The organism is Sphingomonas sp. PAMC 26621, from assembly GCF_000251145.1.
In the GTDB taxonomy this organism is placed as follows: Bacteria; Pseudomonadota; Alphaproteobacteria; order Sphingomonadales; family Sphingomonadaceae; genus Sphingomonas.
On record NZ_AIDW01000022.1, the window covers coordinates 28,274 to 45,145 of the forward strand.

Consider the following 16,872-nt stretch of genomic DNA (forward strand, 5'->3'; position numbering starts at 1 on the left):
CGTTCGCTGAATGCTCACGGTCCCCCTCCCCCGCTGCGCGGGGGAGGATTTGAGGAAATCCGCTCACGCCGCCACCGCCATCGCGGTATACGCCCGTGCGCCATCGCTCAGCTTCTGGACGAACTCGGTGATGTGCGCTTCCTCGATCACCAGCGGCGGGAGCACGCGGACGACGTTCTCGCCCGCCGCGACCGTCAGCAGCTGGTGATGATCGCGCAGATGCGCGACGAAATCGCGCGCGACCGCTGCGTCCTTCAGCTTGATTCCGAACATCAGCCCCTTGCCGCGGACGCCCTCGAAGATCTGGTCGTGATTGGGAATCATCTGCTCGACCGACGTGCGCAACCGCTCGCCCATCGCGGTGACATGCTCGAGGAAACCCGGCTCGAGCATCACGTCGAGGATCGCCTCGCCCGCCGCCATCGCGAGCGGGTTGCCGCCATAGGTCGAGCCATGCGTGCCGAACACCATGCCCTTGGCCGCTTCCTCGGTCGCGAGGCACGCGCCGAGCGGGAAGCCGCCGCCGATGCCCTTGGCCGAGGAGAGGATGTCTGGGGTGATGCCGTAATGCTCATACGCCCACATCTTGCCGGTCCGGCCATAGCCGCACTGGACTTCGTCGAGCACCAGCAACAGGCCGTGCTCGTCGCACGCCTTGCGCAGCCCTTGCAGGAACTCCGTCGTCGCCGCCGAGACACCGCCCTCGCCCTGGATCGTCTCGACCATGAACCCTGCCGTCGTGTCATCGATCAGCGCGAGCGCCGCTTCGAGATCGTTGAACGGCGCGTAGGCGAAGCCCGGTAGCAACGGCTCGAACCCGTCGCGCATCTTGGGCTGGTTGGTCGCCGAGATCGCGCCCATCGTGCGCCCGTGGAACGCGTTGTTGAACGTGATCAGCGTGGTCCGCTGCGGGTTGCCGGTGACGAAATGATAGCGCCGCGCGGCCTTGATCGCGCATTCGACCGCCTCGGTGCCGGAGTTGGTGAAGAACACGGTGTCCGCGAACGAGCTTTCGACGATCCGCTGCGCGAGATGTTCGCCCTGTGGGGACCCGTAGAGGTTGGAGACGTGCATCAGCGTCGCGGCCTGATCGGCGATCGCCTTGATCAGCTTGGGGTGCCCGTGGCCGAGCGCGTTGACCGCGATCCCGGCGGCGAAGTCGAGATATTGCGCGCCGTCCTCGCCGTAGAGATAGACGCCTTCGCCGCGCACCGGACGCACGCCGCAACGCGGGTATACGGGCATCAGGGCTGGGGTCGACACGACGCGTCTCCTTCAAAAAGCAAAAAGGGCGCCCTGTGCGGTCGCCCGATTACGGTTTTTACGGGGATTGGGGGGCGAGCGCAACACCATGTGTTGGCCGCTTTTCGTTCGGGTTGATGCCGGAAGGAATGATCGCACAAAGCCACAAAGACACGAAGAGTAAAGAAGGCCGATATGAAGCTGCCGCAGGCGAAATCCGACAGGCACGCGCGCCGCCGCCGGCGCCCTCCCCTCTTCGTGTCTTTGTGCCTTTGTGCGATCAAACCCTTCTTAAACCGCCGAAAAACGTCAGTTCTTCAACCGCCACCCGCTCCGCAACAGCAGGTAGCACAGCAGCCCGAGCACGATGTCGATCGCCAGAATGATCACCGACCCCAACAGCACCGGCGAATCCGCCGTCCCGAGGAACCCATAGCGGAACCCCGAGATGATGTAGAAAAATGGATTGGCATGGCTGAACGCGCGGAACGCCGGCGCGAGCTTGTCGACTGAGTAGAACGTCCCCGACAGCAACGCCAACGGCGTGATCACGAAGTTGGTCACCGCGGCGGCATGATCGAACTTGTCCGCCCAGATCGACGTCAGCACGCCGAGGAACGCGAGGAACGCCGCCCCGAGGAACCCGAACCACAGGATCGCCAGCGGATGCCGCGGCGTGACGTGCACGTCCGGATAGATCGCCATCGCCAGCCACACCACGAACCCGACGATGAACGCACGCGTCATCGCGCCGCCGACCAAAGCGGTCAGCAATTCCATCGTCGACAAGGGCGGCTGGAGATAATCGACGATCGTCCCCTGGATCTTGCCGACCATCAGCGAGAAGCTGGCGTTTGCAAACGCCGGCCCCATCATCCCCTGGCTGATGATCAGCCCGGGCGCGATGAAATCGGCAAACGGGATTTCGACCCCGCCGACCAGCACCGGGCGTTTCGCGCCGGTCGCGATGGTAAAGACGACCAGAAACAGCAGCGTCGTGATGGCTGGCGCCCACACGGTTTGCAACTGCACCTTGAAGAAGCGGCGAACCTCCTTGATATAGAGCGTTCGCAGACCGCCCCAATTGACGCTCCGGATGACCGGGACGCCGGGGGCGTTCATCGCCGTTGTACGAATTTCGCCGATTGGGGGCTGGCTGCTCATGGCATGGTCGCTAAAGACTGCCGCCGCCGCCTGCAACCCGGAACAGGAATTTGGCGGCCCGGGACGATTGGAAACGAGAGCAGATGAGCTGGACCGACGAACGCATCGATACGTTGCGCAAGATGTGGGAAGCAGGGCAGACCGCGAGCCAGATCGCCGAGGAACTCGGTGGCGTCAGCCGTAACGCGGTGATCGGCAAGGCGCATCGCCTTGGCCTCCAGTCGCGCCCGTCGCCGGTGAAGCCCAACGACGGCTCGGCGAAGGCCGCCGCGGCAGCAGCAGCGCCCGCCACCGCCGCCGCGCCGCCCGCGCCTGCCGAATCCAAGCCCGCCCCCGCCCCGCGCGCGCCGGTCGAGCGAGTCGCGCCGCCGGTCGCCGCTGCACCGCCCCCGCCGCCGCCCGCCCCGCGCCCGGTGGTGGAAGACGCGATCGAGGAAGACACCGACGACGAGGAGGCCGAGGCCCCCGCAGCGCCGGTTCGCCCCGCGCCGCCGATCCTGCGGTCGGTCGGCCCCGGCGGCTTCCTGCGTCAGGCACCCGGCGAGCAGCAGGCCCCGATCACCCCGGCCCCGCCGCGCCGCCTCGTCCCCGCCAAGCCGTCCGCCGACATGGCGGGCAAGACGACGCTGCTCGATCTCAACGACAAGATCTGCAAGTGGCCGATCGGCCATCCGGGCGAGCCGGACTTCCACTTCTGCGGCGAGAAGGTGAACCCCGGGTTCCCCTATTGCGTCGGGCATTGCGGCCACGCCTATCAGGCGCAGCTTCCGCGCCGCGACCGTCGCCCCGCACCACCGCTGCCGTTCGGCGGGCCGCGCGCGCGCTGAGCTTCGGCGCTACCGATAGAAAAGGGGCCGCGCACCGGTTGGTGCGCAGCCCCTTTTTTGTGTTCCCGCCGTCATGCCGGGCTTGGCCCGGCATCCACCGTGCCGCACATCCTGCCACCGCAGCCAGCGGAGTCCGGTGGCCCCGGCACGAGGCCGGGGTGACGGAGCGCTATGCTCAGAAGCGGAACTGCGCGGTCGCGCGGACGCTGTGCCAGGTGAACTTGTCGTCGCTGCGGCGGAAATCGGTGCCGCTGGTGTTGGGCGCGAGGACGAACGGGTTGGTCACCGGCGCGGTGCCCTGCGTCGCGCGGACGCGGAAGCCATCGTCCTTGTAGCGGTTGTACAGATATTCCAGACCGACCGAGAAGTGCTTGCCGAGCTTCTGCTCGATCCCGCCGCCAGCCACCAGGCCCCATGCGTCGTTGTCGCCGCGCGCGGTGAACGCGTTGGCGGTGTTGCTCGTCTGGAAGCTCGAGTTGATCTTGGCATAGGCGCCGCCCGCGGTGCCGTAGAACAAGGTCTTGTCGAGCGCATAGCCGGCGCGGCCACGGACGTTCGCGTTGTAGTTCACCTTGCGCGTCATCGTGTAGAAGGCAGGCGTGGTGCTGAACGCCGAGACGCTGTCGCGGACTTCGCTCTTGCCGAACTCACCGAGTGCGCCGACGACGATGTGGCCGAACTGCTTGTCGAAACCGACGCGGCCCGAATAGCTGATGTTGTCCTTGTCGTTACGGCAGTTGAGGTTCGCGTTCGAGCGCGCCGCGCCGTTGCAGAAACCGGGGGAGAAGGCGTTGCCACCCGCCGCCGTCGTCACCTGGTCGCCGAACTGGCCATCGAGGTTGCGGTCGAACAGGATCGAGGTGTTGACGTCGTTGCGCTGCGCATCGAAACCGACCGTCCCGCCGACGTAGAGACCGTCAAAGGGCTTGTCGTCGATTTCCTGCGCGAAAGCCGGCGCGGCAAGGGTCGACAGGGCCGCAGCCGCCGTCAGCAAGTATTTGGTACGCATAGAAAACTCCCGGTTGTGCTTGAAAAGCCAAAGAGGAACGTATGCGGACGCGAATTGCCGCAGATGTGACGCGAAAATGTCGGAAGCGTTGTTTTCCCGCAACAGGTCGCCATTCTGCGATGCCGCTTGGCAGGTCTGCCATCCGCGCCGTATAGCCACGCCATGTCCGAAGACCTGTTCGCAGCCAGCCCAAAGCACGTCCCCACCGATTACGATGCAGCGTCGATCGAGGTGCTCGAGGGGCTCGAACCGGTGCGGCGGCGGCCGGGCATGTATATCGGCGGCACCGACGAGCGCGCCTATCACCATCTTGCCGCCGAAGTGCTCGACAATGCGATGGACGAGGCGGTCGCCGGGCATGCGACGCGGATCGAGATCGAGCTCGCGCCGGGCAACCGGCTGACGGTTTCGGACAATGGCCGCGGCATCCCGTCGACCCGCATCCCAAGTTCCCGGGCAAGTCCGCGCTCGAGGTGATCCTGTCGACGCTCCATTCGGGCGGCAAGTTCGACGGCAAGGCCTATGCGACCAGCGGCGGGCTCCACGGCGTCGGGGTCAGCGTCGTCAACGCGTTGTCGTCCGACACCGTCGTGGAGGTCGCCCGCGCCCGCGAACTGTATCGCCAGAAGTTTTCGCGCGGCGAGACGCTCGGGCCGCTCGAACATGTCGGCGCCGCCCCCAACCGGCGCGGCACGACCGTCGCCTTCACGCCCGATACCGAGATCTTCGGCCCTGATATGGGGTTCAAGCCCGCGCGGCTCCACCGCCTTGCGCGCTCGAAGGCGTATCTGTTCGCGGGCGTCGAGATCCGCTGGAAATGCGCGCCCGAGCTGATCAGCGACGACACGCCCGCCGAAGCCGTGTTCCAGTTTCCCGGCGGTCTTGCCGATCATCTGCGCGAACAACTCGGCAGCCGCGAATGCGCGACGACCGAACTGTTCGTCGCGCGGCAGGATTTCCCCGGCACCGCGGGGCGCGTCGAGTGCGCGGTCGCCTGGCCGCTGTGGAGCGACGGGTCGTACAGTTGGTATTGCAACACCATCCCCACTCCGGACGGCGGCACGCACGAGCAGGGCCTGCGCGCGGCGCTGGTCAAGGGCATCCGCGCGTTCGGCGAACTGGTCGGCAACAAGAAGGCCAAGGACATCTCGGCTGAGGACGTGATGACCGGCAGCGAGCTGATGCTCAGCGTCTTCATCCGCGACCCGCAATTCCAGAGCCAGACCAAGGACCGCCTCACCTCCCCCGAGGCGGCGACCTTGGTCGAGCGCGCGGTGCGCGACCATTTCGACCATTTCCTCAGCGACAATATGGACCGCGGCAAGGCGCTGCTGACCTATGTCGTCGAGCGGATGGACGAACGCCTCGCCCGGAAAGCCGAGCGCGAGGTCAAGCGCAAGACCGCGACTTCCGCGCGCAAGCTGCGGCTGCCGGGCAAGCTGACCGATTGCTCGTCCAACGGTCCCGAGGGGACAGAGATCTTCATCGTCGAGGGTGATTCGGCAGGCGGCTCGGCCAAGCAGGCGCGCGACCGCAAGACGCAGGCGATCCTCCCGATCCGCGGCAAGATCCTCAACGTCGCCTCGGCGACCTCGGCCAAGATCCACGCCAACCAGGAAATCGCCGACCTGATCCTCGCGCTCGGGTGCGGGACGCGCAAGGACTGCAACCCGGATCATTTGCGCTATCAGCGCGTCGTCATCATGACCGACGCGGATGTCGACGGCGCGCATATCGCGACGCTGCTGATGACGTTCTTCTTCCAGGAAATGCCCGAGATCGTCCGCGCCGGGAACGTCTTCCTCGCGCAGCCGCCGCTCTATCGCCTGACCGCCGGGACCAAGAGCCTCTACGCGATGGACGACGCGCACCGCGCGCAGCTCGAGGCGACCGAGTTCAAGGGCAAGAAGGTCGAGATCGGGCGGTTCAAGGGCCTCGGCGAGATGAACCCGATGCAGCTGCGCGAAACCACGATGGACCCCAAGACGCGCTCGATGCTGCGGATCACGCTGCCGCAGGAATATGAGGCGCGCGCGGGGGTAAAGGATCTGGTTGACCGGCTGATGGGGACCAATCCGGCGCATCGTTATGCATTCATTCAGGAAAATGCGGCCCGGATGGACGAAGACGCGATCGACGCCTAGTCTCAATCCCGGAATCGGGAGACCAGCGATGACGACGGCTTCGTGGTGGGTATCGGTGTTGGGCGTCATCGCGGCACCCGCCGCAGCGCAAGCGGTGCCGCAGCAACCCGCTCCCCCCACCGACCGCGATATCGTCGTCGTCGGCAACCGCATCCCGGATTACAAACGGCTGCTCGCGGCCTGTCTTGCGCAAGGATGCCGGCCCGACCGGGACATCGCGATCACGCTCGATCTGGCGCAGGCGCAGTTCGAGGCGGGGGACTATCAGGACGCGCGAACCGCGCTGCTGGCGGCGCGCCACCGCAACGCCCGGTTCGCGCAGAGCTACCCGGTCGCGGTCGCCAATCTGCACCACGCCAACAGCCAGATGGCGGCACATCTCGGGCTGGTCGACAGCGAATGGTCGAGTGCGCTCGACACGATCAGCGCGATGAAGGCGGGGACGTCCGACACCGATCCGCGCGTCTCCCTCGAACGGGTCGAACTGGGCGACACGTATGCGGCCGATGGCAGGCTCGAGGAAAGCCAGGTGCAATATCGCGCCGTCGCGCGACGCGCGCACAAGCTGGGGCTGCGCGAGATCGAGGCGCTCGCGCTCCTGCGGATCGCCGCGCTCAACATCCGGCTCGCCGAAGTCCATTACGAATCCTATGCCAGCATCGCCTCAACCGCGATCCGCGACGTCCTCAGGATGCACGACCCCAAGCTTGCGCCCTTCGTGGCACAGGCGCGGACCCAGCAGACGCAACTTGCACTCCTCAAGGCACGCGGTGGCGATCTCGACCGGCTGATCGCGGCGCATCCGATGATTCCGGCGGGCGAACCCGCGGTGCTGCTGTACGCGCCCTCGGTTTCGATCGGCGCGACCGGCAACGCGGCCCCGCGACCCGACGCGCAGGGCGACAGCCAGAGCCTCCAGCCGTCGCTGCAAATCCCGGTCGCCATGTCCAATTTCGACCGGCGGTGGATCGACGTGGTGTTCACCGTCGATCCCGATGGCCGCGTTCGCGATGCCCGCGTCGACCGGCATGGCGAGCGGGTGGAGACCGAGGGCAATTGGGCCGCGGTCATCGTCAGCGCGGTCGGGCAGCGGCGCTATGCCCGCCAGGCCGAGCCCACCCGGGCGCGGGAACGCTTCACCTTCACGTCGAACTGGCGCTCCGTCACCGGAACCCGCCGCCCGCAGCGCGATCCGAACCCGCGGCTGGTGCGCGCGCTGCTTGATCCCGATCCCGCCTGACCGTCACTCCGGCGGCTTCATCCGCGCCTGGTGGTATTTCACCCGGATGACGACCGCCGCGATCATGTGCAGCGCCGCGACCCCGAGCAGGAACAGCGGCAGGACCATCGGGATCTGCGGCGCATAGCGCGCGCGAACGAGCGCGAGCACCGCCGCGAGGATCGCGATGCCGACGCCCAGCCACCGCACCGGCCGCGCCACCATCCGCAGTTCGCGCTGATAGGCGGCGCGTTCGGCGGGATCGTTGAGATTGGGACGGGCGGTCATCGGGTCTTCCATTCGGTTGCGAGCAGCCCCCACAGGAAGGTGTCGCGCACGCCGATATGCGTCTCCCACTCCGCCCGCAAGCGCCCCTCGAGCGTGAAGCCGAGCGATTGGAGCAAGGCGTTCGACCGGACATTGTCGGGATCGGTGTCGGCGAAGACGCGGCGCTGCCCCTCGGCGACGAACAACTGGTCGATCACACGCGCTACCGCCTCGCGCGCGAGACCCGCGCCACCGTGCGCGCGGTCGACCATATAGCCGATCTCGGAGACCTTGCCCTCGCGCTTGTCCCCCACCGCGACGAACCCGATCGCGGTATCGCTTCCGTGGTGCGTGAGCGCCCAGGCGCGCCAGATGACGAACGGTTCGGCAAACCGCGCGCGTACCGCCGCGACCGTCTCGAACGGTGCGTGCGACCAATAGGTCATCGCCAGCGGATCGGACAGCGTGGGGAACAGGGCCTCCGCGTCGTCGGCGGTCCGTACGCGCAACCGCAGCCGCGCGGTCTCGAGGACCGGGATATCCCTCATCCCGTCAGTGCGGCGACGAGCGTCTTGACCTTCTTCTGCCGCCATTGCGGGAGCGGCGCGACCAGCCAGTAGCCGAGCCGATACGCCTTGGCCTCGCCCACCGCGACGATCCGCCCGGACGCAAGATCCGCCGCCGCGAGCAGTTCGGGGACGGTCGCGCGGCCGAGCCCCTGCGCGGCTGCATCGATCGCGAGCCCCGCATCGCCGACGCGGACCTGCGACGCGGACTCGTCGTCGACGCAGCCCGGCCAGGCGATCCGCGTCTCCGCGCCGCCACCGGGGCGCTCGACCGTGACCATCCCGGCGGACTGGATCGCCTCGCCCTCATGCTCGCCCGGGCCGTCGCCCCAGCGGATCGCGAGATCGAGATTGGCCTCGGTAAAGTCGATCGCCGCGCTCGCGTTGGACGCATCGGCGGAGATCAGCACGAACCGCAGTTCGGGATCGTCGCGCGCAATGTCGGCGAGGCGCGGCATCAGCCATTTTTCGGTCAGGTCGCGGGGTGCCGCGATCGTCAGCGACTTGCTCGTCTGTCCCGCCTGCATCGCGCGGACCGCTTCCTCGAACTGGAGGAACCCGTGGCGCAGCGCGGCGAGCCCGCCCTCGCCCTCGGGAGTCAGCTCGAGCCCCTTGGTCGTGCGGCGGAACAGCACGACGCCGAGCGTATCCTCGAGCGCGCGGATCTGCTGCCCGACCGCTGCCGGCGTCACCGCCAGTTCGTCGGCGGCGCGGGTGAAGCTCAGGTGCCGCGCGGCGGCATCGAGCACCCGGAGGCCGTTGAGCGGGAGGTGCGTGCGCTTCATGGCGAGACGCTCACGCCCCCACCGCCGGCGCGAGCAGCGTGAAGCGCGGGATATCGACGTCGAACCCCGCCCCGTCCTCGCCGAGCATGTGGTAGCTCCCGACCATCGATCCATTCGGCGTCGAGAGCGGACAGCCCGACACGTAATCGAAGCTCTCGCCCGGCTCGATCATCGGCTGCTCGCCGATCACGCCCTCGCCCTCGACCGAATGCCGCGCGCCGCGCCCGTCGGTGATGATCCAGTGCCGCGTCAGCAATTGCACCGCACCCGGCGAATCGTTCTCGATCCGGATGTGATACGCCCAGAACCAGCGACCCCGCTCGGGCTCGGACTGTTCGGGCAGGAAGCTGACCGACACGCGCACGGTGACGCCGAGCGTTTCGGCGACGTGGGGGAAAAGCGCCTTCATGATGCCACCCCGGTCACAGCCCCGCCGCCGTCAGCGCTTGGTCGATATCCGCGATCACGTCGTCCGCATCCTCGAGCCCGACGTTGATCCGCAGCAACCCTTCGGTCACGCCCATTTCGAGCCGCTTGTCCTCGGCGACGCTCGAATGCGTGGTCGAGGCGGGATGCGTCATCAGCGATCGCGAATCGCCGATGTTGTTCGAGATGTCGACGAGTTCGAGCGCATCGAGCAGCGCATGCGCCTGGGTCCGCCCCGCGACCTCGAACGCGAAGATCGGGCCGCACGCGTCCATCTGGCGCATCGCGAGTTCGTGTTGCGGGTGGCTCGGCAGGAACGGATGGAGCATCCGCGGCACCCGCCCCTCGATAAACGTCCCGACCTTCAGCGCATTCTCCGACTGGCAGCGGATGCGGAGATCCAACGTCTCCAGCCCCTTCAGCACGACCCACGCATTGAACGCGCTGAGCGTCGGCCCGGTGTTGCGGGTGAAGGGGAGCAGCGTGTCGTTGATGAACGACTCGGTCCCGCACACCGCGCCCGCGAGCACGCGCCCCTGCCCGTCCATCATCTTGGTCGCGCTATAGGCGGTGACGTCCGCGCCGAATTCCATCGGGCGCTGGAGCGCGGGCGTGGCGAAGGCATTGTCGACCACCGACACGATCCCGCGCGCGCGCGCGATGTCGCACACCGCCTTCAGGTCGACGATGTCCATCGTCGGGTTGGCGGGGGTCTCGAAGAAGAACACCTTGGTGTTGGGGCGGCACGCATCCTCGAACTGCTGCGGGTCGCGCGCGTCGATCGTCGTCGTCTCGATCCCGAACTTGGGGAGCAGCGTATCGACCAGCCAGCGGCACGAGCCGAACGCCGCGCGCCCCGCGACGACATGGTCGCCCGCCTGGAGCTGGCACAGCAGCACCGCGGTCATCGCCGCCATGCCGGTCGCCATCGTGCGGCACGCTTCGGCACCCTCGAGCAACGCGATGCGATTCTCGAGCATCTCGACCGTCGGGTTCTGCAACCGCGAATAGGTCATGCCGGTCTGCTCGCCCGCAAACCGCGCCGCGGCATCGGCCGCGCAATCATAGGCATAGCCCGAGGTGAGGAACAGCGCCTCGGAGGTTTCCCCCCACTCGCTGCGCGCGGTGCCCCCGCGGACCGCCTGGGTCGCGGGGCGCCAGTGGCGGGTGATGCTCTGGTCTTGTCCGGTACGGCGTTTCATGCGCCTGCTTTGCCGGGTGGCGGCGGGGCGCGTCAATGCCCGTGATCCCGTCAGCCTGGCAACGCCGCTTGAAAGCGGATCCTTTCGGCGGGATAGAGACGACCGTGAGCGACGCCCGCCCCCATCCGTACCGCGCCGCCGCCGCCCTCGCGCTGCTGTCGCAGGCGCTGTTCAGCTATCGCCTGACGATCCCGACCAAGCTGATGTTCGACGAGACGCATTACGTCCCCGCCGCGCGCATGCTGCTGTCGCTCGCGGGGCCGACCAACATCGAGCATCCGCTGCTCGCCAAGGAAATCATCGCGGGCGGGATCCTGCTGTTCGGCGATACGAGTCTCGGGTGGCGGTTCTTCTCGACTCTGGCGGGCACCGCGACCGTGCTGTCGGTGTTCGCGATCCTGTGGCTGATACTCGGGCGCGTGCGGCCGGCGGTGCTGGGGGCGCTGTTCGCGTTGCTCAACGGCACGGTGTTCGTCCAGGCGCGGATCGGGATGCTCGACGGGTTCATGGGGGCGTTCGTGATGGTCGGGCTGGCGGCGCTGCTATGGGCGATGCGCGCGCCGGACGGTCGCGCGGCGTGGGTGCGCTGGGTCCTCGGGGCCATTCTGCTCGGCCTCGCGGTTGCGGCGAAATGGGCCGCGGCACCGCTGATCGCCTGCGCGGCACTCGGCTTCGTACTGCTGCGGCTGGACGATTCGCGACGGACCGGGCGTTCCGTGTTCGCCGCACTCAACGCGGGCGGGCATCGCCACTGGCCGGGAATGGCGGTGGTGCCCGCGCTGCTCGTGCTGGGGGCGGTGAGCGTCGCGGCCTATTGCGCGACCTTCGCGCCCGCCTTCTTCTACACGCACGATCCGATGACACTCGCCACGCTGCTCCCGTTCCAACAGCGGATGTACGAACGCCAGACGATGCCGCTCCCGACGCACCCCTATCAGTCGGGGTGGTGGAGCTGGCCGATCATGGTTCGCCCGATCTGGTATCTGTACGAACGCGCCGACGGTGCGCAGCGCGGGGTTATGCTGATCGGCAATCTCGCGGTGCTGTGGGGCGGGCTGGTGGCGGTGGCGGCGTGTCTTCATGCGGGGGTGCGCGAACGGTCCCCGCGCCTGCTCGCGGCGGCGGGGCTGTGGATCGGCAGCTATGCGATGTGGGTGCTGATCCCCAAGAAGATCGGCTTCTTCTATTATTACTATCTGCCGAGCATTGCGCTGTGCGTCGCGCTGGCGGTGGCGTTCGATCATTTTCCGGCGGCGCGGCGGAGGGATACCGCGTACCTGGCGGTAGTGATCGTGCTGTTCGCGGTGTTCTATCCGGTGCTGTCGGCAGCGCCGCTGCCCGGGCCGGGGGCGTTCCGCTACTGGACGTGGTCGTCGACCTGGGTGTGAGCCGGGTCGTCGGCTTCGGCAGCACTATCTACGCCCACGTCACCCCCACCCGTTCGTCCTGAGTAGCGACCGAGTAGCCCCTCTTCCGGGGCGTATCGAGGGCGCGGATCGAAGGACCGTCACGCGCGGTAACCTGTCCTGCGATACGCGCCCTCGATACGGCTTCGCCTGCCCGGTCGCCGGAATACCCCCCGTTCGTCCTGAGTAGCGACCGAGTAGCCCCTCTGCCGGGGCGTATCGAGGGCGCGTATCGAAGGACCGGCACGCGCGGCAACCTGTCCTGCGATACGCGTCCTCGCTACGGCTTCGCCTACTCGGTCGCTACTCAGGACGAACGGTGGGAGGAGGAGAAACCCGCCCCCAAAATAGAAAAGGGCGCCCGGGTTTCCCCGGGCGCCCTTCCAGTTCGAACCGTGCTTGGGAACGGTCCGATCTGTTTCTTACATGCCGTTCGACAGGTTCGTGTCGGGGTCGTTGGTGCGCATGTCGGTTGCCTGGTTCTGGCCCACTGCGCGCACCGAGTCCGCCTTGTTCTCGAGCATGTCCTTGCCTGCGACGGTCGAAGCGTTGTCCGCTGCGTCCTCGAGGTTGTCCGCAACGGCTTCGGTGTTGGACTCGATATTGTCGGCAGCCTGCTCGCGCGGGGTCGAGTTGCAGGCGGCAAGCGAGACGAGGCCGGCAGCAGCGGCGAGAACGAACATCTTCTTCATTTGTGAATCACCCTATTTCGAACGGCCTGAAGGCCGAAGATCAGTAATACGCAGCCCCCGGCTTTGTTCCGGAAAGTCGCCGCGCAATTTCGTATCTTTTTAATAACCGACGGAAAAGACCTAAAAGTTTAATAATACCGCAACGACTGCGTGGGTCAGTCGAGCGTCAGCACGATCTTGCCGACATGGTCGCCCGCCTCCATCCGGCGATGCGCGGCGGCGGCTTCGGCCAGCGGGAAAGTCCGGTCGAGGATCGGCTTCAGCCGCCCCGCCTCGACATGCGGCCACACCGTGCGGTGCAGTTCGTCCGCGACCAGCGCCTTGAACGACGCATCGCGCGCGCGCAGCGTCGATCCGGTCAGCGTCAGGCGGCGGCGCATGATCTCGAAGATCGGGATCGTCGCCATCGCGCCGCCCTGCACCGCGATCGACACGTGCCGGCCATCGTCCGCAAGACATTGCAGGTTGCGCGCGACATAATCGCCGCCGACCATGTCGAGCACCACCGCACAGCCCGCGCCACCGGTGATCTCCTTCACCCGCGCGACGAAGTCCTCGGTCTTGTAGTTGATCGCATGCGCCGCGCCGAGCGCCGTGGCCGCCGCGCATTTGTCGTCCGACCCTGCGGTCACGATCACGCTCAGCCCGAAGATTGCGCCGAGTGCGATCGCCATCGTCCCGATCCCGCTGGTCCCGCCGTGGACGAGGACGCTGTCGCCCTCGGTCGCATAGCCGCGCTCGAACAGATTGGTCCACACGGTGAACAGCGTTTCGGGCAGCGCCGCCGCCTCGACCATCGACAGCGCGTGCGGCACCGGGAGCACCTGCCCCGCCGCCACCGCGACATATTCGGCGTAGCCGCCGCCCGCGACCAGCGCGCAGACCGGCTGGCCGATCATCGACCCCGAGACGTCATCGCCCTGCGCGACAACCGTTCCCGAAACCTCGAGCCCGAGGATCGACGGTGCCCCCGGCGGCGGCGGATAGCCGCCCTTGCGCTGGAGCACGTCGGGCCGGTTGACCCCCGCCGCGACGACGCGGATCAGCACTTCGTCGGCGCGGACCTCCGGCACCGGTCGTTCGACGATCGTCAGCACCTCCGGCCCACCCGCGGTATCCGGATCGATCGCGCGCATCGTCGCTGGCAAGTCTTGCATCACTATCAGGCCCTGTCCTGCCAACGCTCTCGGCCAGTCCCGTTTCGTCGGCGCGCCTTATTGACATCCCCTGCGCAGGGGTCAACGATCCTCGGCATGGACAACGACGAGATTCCCCCAAGCACGGCGGGCGATCCGCTCGCTGCGGTCATCGCGCAGGACCTCGATCCGCTGTCGGTCGAGGAACTCGATCACCGCGTTGCCGCGCTCGAGCGCGAAATCGTCCGGACCAGGGGAAAACGGGAGGCGGCGGTTAACCATCGCGCAACCGCAGATATGCTCTTTAAGTCGTAAAGATACGTATCCCGGAACACAGGTACCGGCTGAGTCGTTTTCAAGAGGTTGTTGCAAGCGTCCTGCCTACCAACATAGCGCTCACGGGCAGTGCGTCTTTCGTGGCCCGCATGGAGTAAAGTACAGATGCCATCCTTCGCCTCCGCGCTGGAAACCACGTTGCACAAGGCCCTCGAGGCTGCGTCTTCGCGCCGGCACGAATATGCTACGCTCGAGCACCTGTTGCTCGCGCTTATTGATGACGAACATGCGTCGAAGGTGATGCAGTCGTGCGGTGTCGACACCGCCGAGCTGACCGCGACCGTGAAACATTATCTCGACACCGAGCTCGAGGCGTTGAAGGTCGACGCCGCGACCGATCCCTCGCCCACCTCGGGCTTCCAGCGCGTCGTCCAGCGCGCGATCCTCCACGTCCAGTCCTCGGGCCGCGACGAAGTGACCGGCGCGAACGTGCTCGTCGCCTTGTTCAGCGAGCGCGAGAGCTATGCGGTCTACTTCCTGCAGCAACAGGACATGAGCCGTCTGGATGCGGTGAGCTTCATCAGCCACGGCGTCGGCAAGGGCGGTTCCGCGCCCGAAGCCTCCACCCCCAAGGGTGCCGAAGAAGAAAAGCCGCAGAAGCCGGGCGAAAAAGGCAAGGAAAGCGCGCTCAAGCAGTTCTGCGTCGACCTCAACGAGAAGGCCAAGAAGGGCAAGGTCGATCCGCTGATCGGTCGCGGCCCAGAGGTCGATCGCACCGTCCAGATCCTGTGCCGCCGTTCCAAGAACAACCCGCTCTATGTGGGTGACCCCGGCGTCGGCAAGACCGCGATCGCCGAGGGTCTCGCGCGCAAGATCGTCGAGGGCGACGTGCCGGAAGTGCTGTTGCCAGCCGTGATCTACTCGCTCGACATGGGCGCGTTGCTCGCGGGCACGCGGTATCGCGGCGATTTCGAGGAGCGACTCAAGGCGGTCGTCACCGAGCTCGAGAAGATGCCCGACGCGATCCTGTTCATCGACGAGATCCACACCGTGATTGGTGCGGGCGCAACGAGCGGCGGCGCAATGGATGCGTCCAACCTGCTCAAGCCCGCGCTGTCTGGCGGCACGATCCGCTGCATCGGCTCGACGACGTACAAGGAGTTCCGCAACCACTTCGAGAAGGACCGTGCATTGCTGCGGCGCTTCCAGAAGATCGACGTCAACGAGCCGACGATCGAGGATACGATCAAGATTCTGGCGGGTCTGCGGACCGCGTTCGAGGACCATCACAACGTCAAATACACCCCCGACGCGATCAAGTCGGCGGTGGAACTGTCGGCGCGTTACATCAACGACCGCAAGCTGCCGGACAAGGCGATCGACGTGATCGACGAAGTCGGCGCGATGCAGATGCTGGTGCCGCTCGCCAAGCGCAAGAAGACGATCACCAGCCGCGAGATCGAGCAGGTCATCGCAACGATGGCGCGCATCCCGCCGAAATCGGTCTCGACCGACGACACCAAGGCACTCGAATCGCTCGAGACCGATCTCAAGCGCGTGGTGTTCGGCCAGAATGCCGCGATCGAGAAGCTCGCCTCCGCGATTAAGCTGTCGCGTGCCGGTCTGCGCGATCCCGAGAAGCCGATCGGCAACTATCTGTTCACCGGCCCCACGGGCGTCGGCAAGACCGAAGTCGCCAAGCAGCTCGCGACGATCATGGGGATTCCGCTCCAGCGGTTCGACATGTCCGAATATATGGAACGCCACTCGGTCTCGCGGCTGATCGGTGCGCCTCCGGGCTATGTCGGGTTCGACCAGGGCGGTCTGCTCACCGATGCGATCGACCAGCAGCCGCATAGCGTGCTGCTGCTCGACGAGATCGAAAAGGCGCACCCCGATCTGTTCAACATCCTGCTGCAGGTGATGGACAACGGGCGCCTGACCGACCAGCACGGCAAGACGGTCGACTTCCGCAACGTCATCCTGATCATGACGACCAATGCGGGTGCGAGCGACATGGCGCGCGAGACTCTGGGCTTCGGCAACCTCACCCGCGAGGGCGAGGACGAGCAGGCGGTCCAGAAGATGTTCACGCCGGAGTTCCGCAACCGTCTCGATGCGATCGTGCCGTTCGGCTACCTGCCGACCGAGGTCGTGGCACGGGTGGTGGACAAGTTCATCCTCCAGCTCGAACTGCAGCTGGCGGACCGGAACGTCCACATCAACCTCGACGACGAGGCGAAGACGTGGCTCACCACCAAGGGCTATGACAAGCTGTACGGTGCGCGCCCGATGGGCCGTTTGATCCAGGAAAAGATCAAGCAGCCGCTCGCCGAGGAACTGCTGTTCGGCAAGCTGGTCCACGGCGGCGAGGTGACGGTGAAGATGAAGGACAACGCGTTGTCGTTCGAAATCACCTCGGCCCCGCCGAAGAAGCCGCGCCGCAAGGCCGCGGGCAAGGTCGACACGACCGCGAAGTAATCGCTGCCCCCCGGGGCATGCGAAGAAACC

General features: G+C 66.7%; 15 protein-coding genes and 1 pseudogene. 6 read left to right on the plus strand and 10 right to left on the minus strand.

Features of this window, described 5'->3' with window-relative positions; all coding sequences use genetic code 11:
- Positions 1-63: 63 nt before the first annotated feature.
- Positions 64-1,263 (minus strand): aspartate aminotransferase family protein, encoded by a 1,200-nt coding sequence (locus RI03_RS12910; RefSeq protein ID WP_010217855.1) that lies wholly within the window; start codon positions 1,261-1,263, stop codon positions 64-66.
- A 288-nt stretch (positions 1,264-1,551) separates the two neighbouring features.
- Positions 1,552-2,406 (minus strand): ABC transporter permease, encoded by an 855-nt coding sequence (locus RI03_RS12915; RefSeq protein ID WP_037478966.1) that lies wholly within the window; start codon positions 2,404-2,406, stop codon positions 1,552-1,554.
- A gap of 83 nt (positions 2,407-2,489) precedes the next feature.
- Between RI03_RS12915 and RI03_RS12920 the strand changes: the two genes are divergently transcribed.
- On the plus strand, positions 2,490-3,233 hold the full coding sequence (locus RI03_RS12920; protein WP_010217856.1) for a GcrA family cell cycle regulator: 744 nt from the start codon (positions 2,490-2,492) through the stop codon (positions 3,231-3,233).
- A 175-nt stretch (positions 3,234-3,408) separates the two neighbouring features.
- Here RI03_RS12920 and RI03_RS12925 read toward each other — a convergent pair whose 3' ends face one another.
- Positions 3,409-4,242, minus strand: a complete 834-nt coding sequence (locus RI03_RS12925) for an outer membrane protein (RefSeq protein WP_010217857.1) — start codon at positions 4,240-4,242, stop codon at positions 3,409-3,411.
- 162 nt (positions 4,243-4,404) lie between these two features.
- On the opposite strand from RI03_RS12925, the pseudogene parE reads away from it, so the two are divergent.
- A pseudogene (gene parE / locus RI03_RS12930) lies at positions 4,405-6,386 on the plus strand (DNA topoisomerase IV subunit B).
- A 28-nt stretch (positions 6,387-6,414) separates the two neighbouring features.
- A complete protein-coding gene (locus tag RI03_RS12935) occupies positions 6,415-7,626 on the plus strand; it encodes a hypothetical protein (RefSeq protein WP_010217858.1) in 1,212 nt (403 codons plus the stop codon).
- Between the two features lie 3 nt (positions 7,627-7,629).
- On the opposite strand, the gene RI03_RS12940 is transcribed toward RI03_RS12935, so the two are convergent.
- From RI03_RS12940 to metZ, 5 genes are read right to left on the minus strand one after another with little or no spacing between them, the layout of a single operon-like run.
- On the minus strand, positions 7,630-7,893 hold the full coding sequence (locus RI03_RS12940; RefSeq protein ID WP_010217859.1) for a hypothetical protein: 264 nt from the start codon (positions 7,891-7,893) through the stop codon (positions 7,630-7,632).
- A complete protein-coding gene (locus RI03_RS12945) occupies positions 7,890-8,420 on the minus strand; it encodes a GNAT family N-acetyltransferase (protein ID WP_010217860.1) in 531 nt (176 codons plus the stop codon). The genes RI03_RS12940 and RI03_RS12945 overlap by 4 nt, the downstream gene beginning before the upstream one ends.
- Positions 8,417-9,223 carry a LysR family transcriptional regulator gene (locus RI03_RS12950; RefSeq protein ID WP_010164682.1) on the minus strand — a complete coding sequence of 269 codons (807 nt, stop codon included), beginning with the start codon at positions 9,221-9,223 and terminating at the stop codon, positions 8,417-8,419. Before RI03_RS12950 ends, RI03_RS12945 begins: the two co-directional genes overlap by 4 nt.
- 10 nt (positions 9,224-9,233) lie before the next feature.
- A complete protein-coding gene (gene apaG, locus RI03_RS12955; protein WP_010164683.1) occupies positions 9,234-9,632 on the minus strand; it encodes a Co2+/Mg2+ efflux protein ApaG in 399 nt (132 codons plus the stop codon).
- 13 nt (positions 9,633-9,645) lie between these two features.
- Positions 9,646-10,851 (minus strand): O-succinylhomoserine sulfhydrylase, encoded by a 1,206-nt coding sequence (metZ, locus tag RI03_RS12960; protein WP_010217861.1) that lies wholly within the window; start codon positions 10,849-10,851, stop codon positions 9,646-9,648.
- 68 nt (positions 10,852-10,919) lie between these two features.
- Here metZ and RI03_RS12965 point away from each other — a divergent pair, with 68 nt between their 5' ends.
- Positions 10,920-12,239 carry a phospholipid carrier-dependent glycosyltransferase gene (locus RI03_RS12965; RefSeq protein ID WP_010217862.1) on the plus strand — a complete coding sequence of 440 codons (1,320 nt, stop codon included), beginning with the start codon at positions 10,920-10,922 and terminating at the stop codon, positions 12,237-12,239.
- Between the two features lie 440 nt (positions 12,240-12,679).
- Here the strand turns inward: RI03_RS12965 and RI03_RS12970 are convergent, their stop codons facing one another.
- Together RI03_RS12970 and RI03_RS12975 are read right to left on the minus strand one after the other, a co-directional pair.
- Positions 12,680-12,949 carry a hypothetical protein gene (locus tag RI03_RS12970; RefSeq protein WP_010164687.1) on the minus strand — a complete coding sequence of 90 codons (270 nt, stop codon included), beginning with the start codon at positions 12,947-12,949 and terminating at the stop codon, positions 12,680-12,682.
- A 155-nt stretch (positions 12,950-13,104) separates the two neighbouring features.
- A complete protein-coding gene (locus RI03_RS12975) occupies positions 13,105-14,106 on the minus strand; it encodes an NAD(P)H-quinone oxidoreductase (RefSeq protein ID WP_026046709.1) in 1,002 nt (333 codons plus the stop codon).
- 96 nt (positions 14,107-14,202) lie between these two features.
- On the opposite strand from RI03_RS12975, the gene RI03_RS12980 reads away from it, so the two are divergent.
- Both RI03_RS12980 and clpA read left to right on the plus strand, forming a co-directional pair.
- Positions 14,203-14,400, plus strand: a complete 198-nt coding sequence (locus RI03_RS12980) for a DUF1192 domain-containing protein (protein WP_010217864.1) — start codon at positions 14,203-14,205, stop codon at positions 14,398-14,400.
- A 126-nt stretch (positions 14,401-14,526) separates the two neighbouring features.
- On the plus strand, positions 14,527-16,842 hold the full coding sequence (clpA, locus tag RI03_RS12985) for an ATP-dependent Clp protease ATP-binding subunit ClpA (protein WP_010164690.1): 2,316 nt from the start codon (positions 14,527-14,529) through the stop codon (positions 16,840-16,842).
- Positions 16,843-16,872 lie beyond the last annotated feature (30 nt).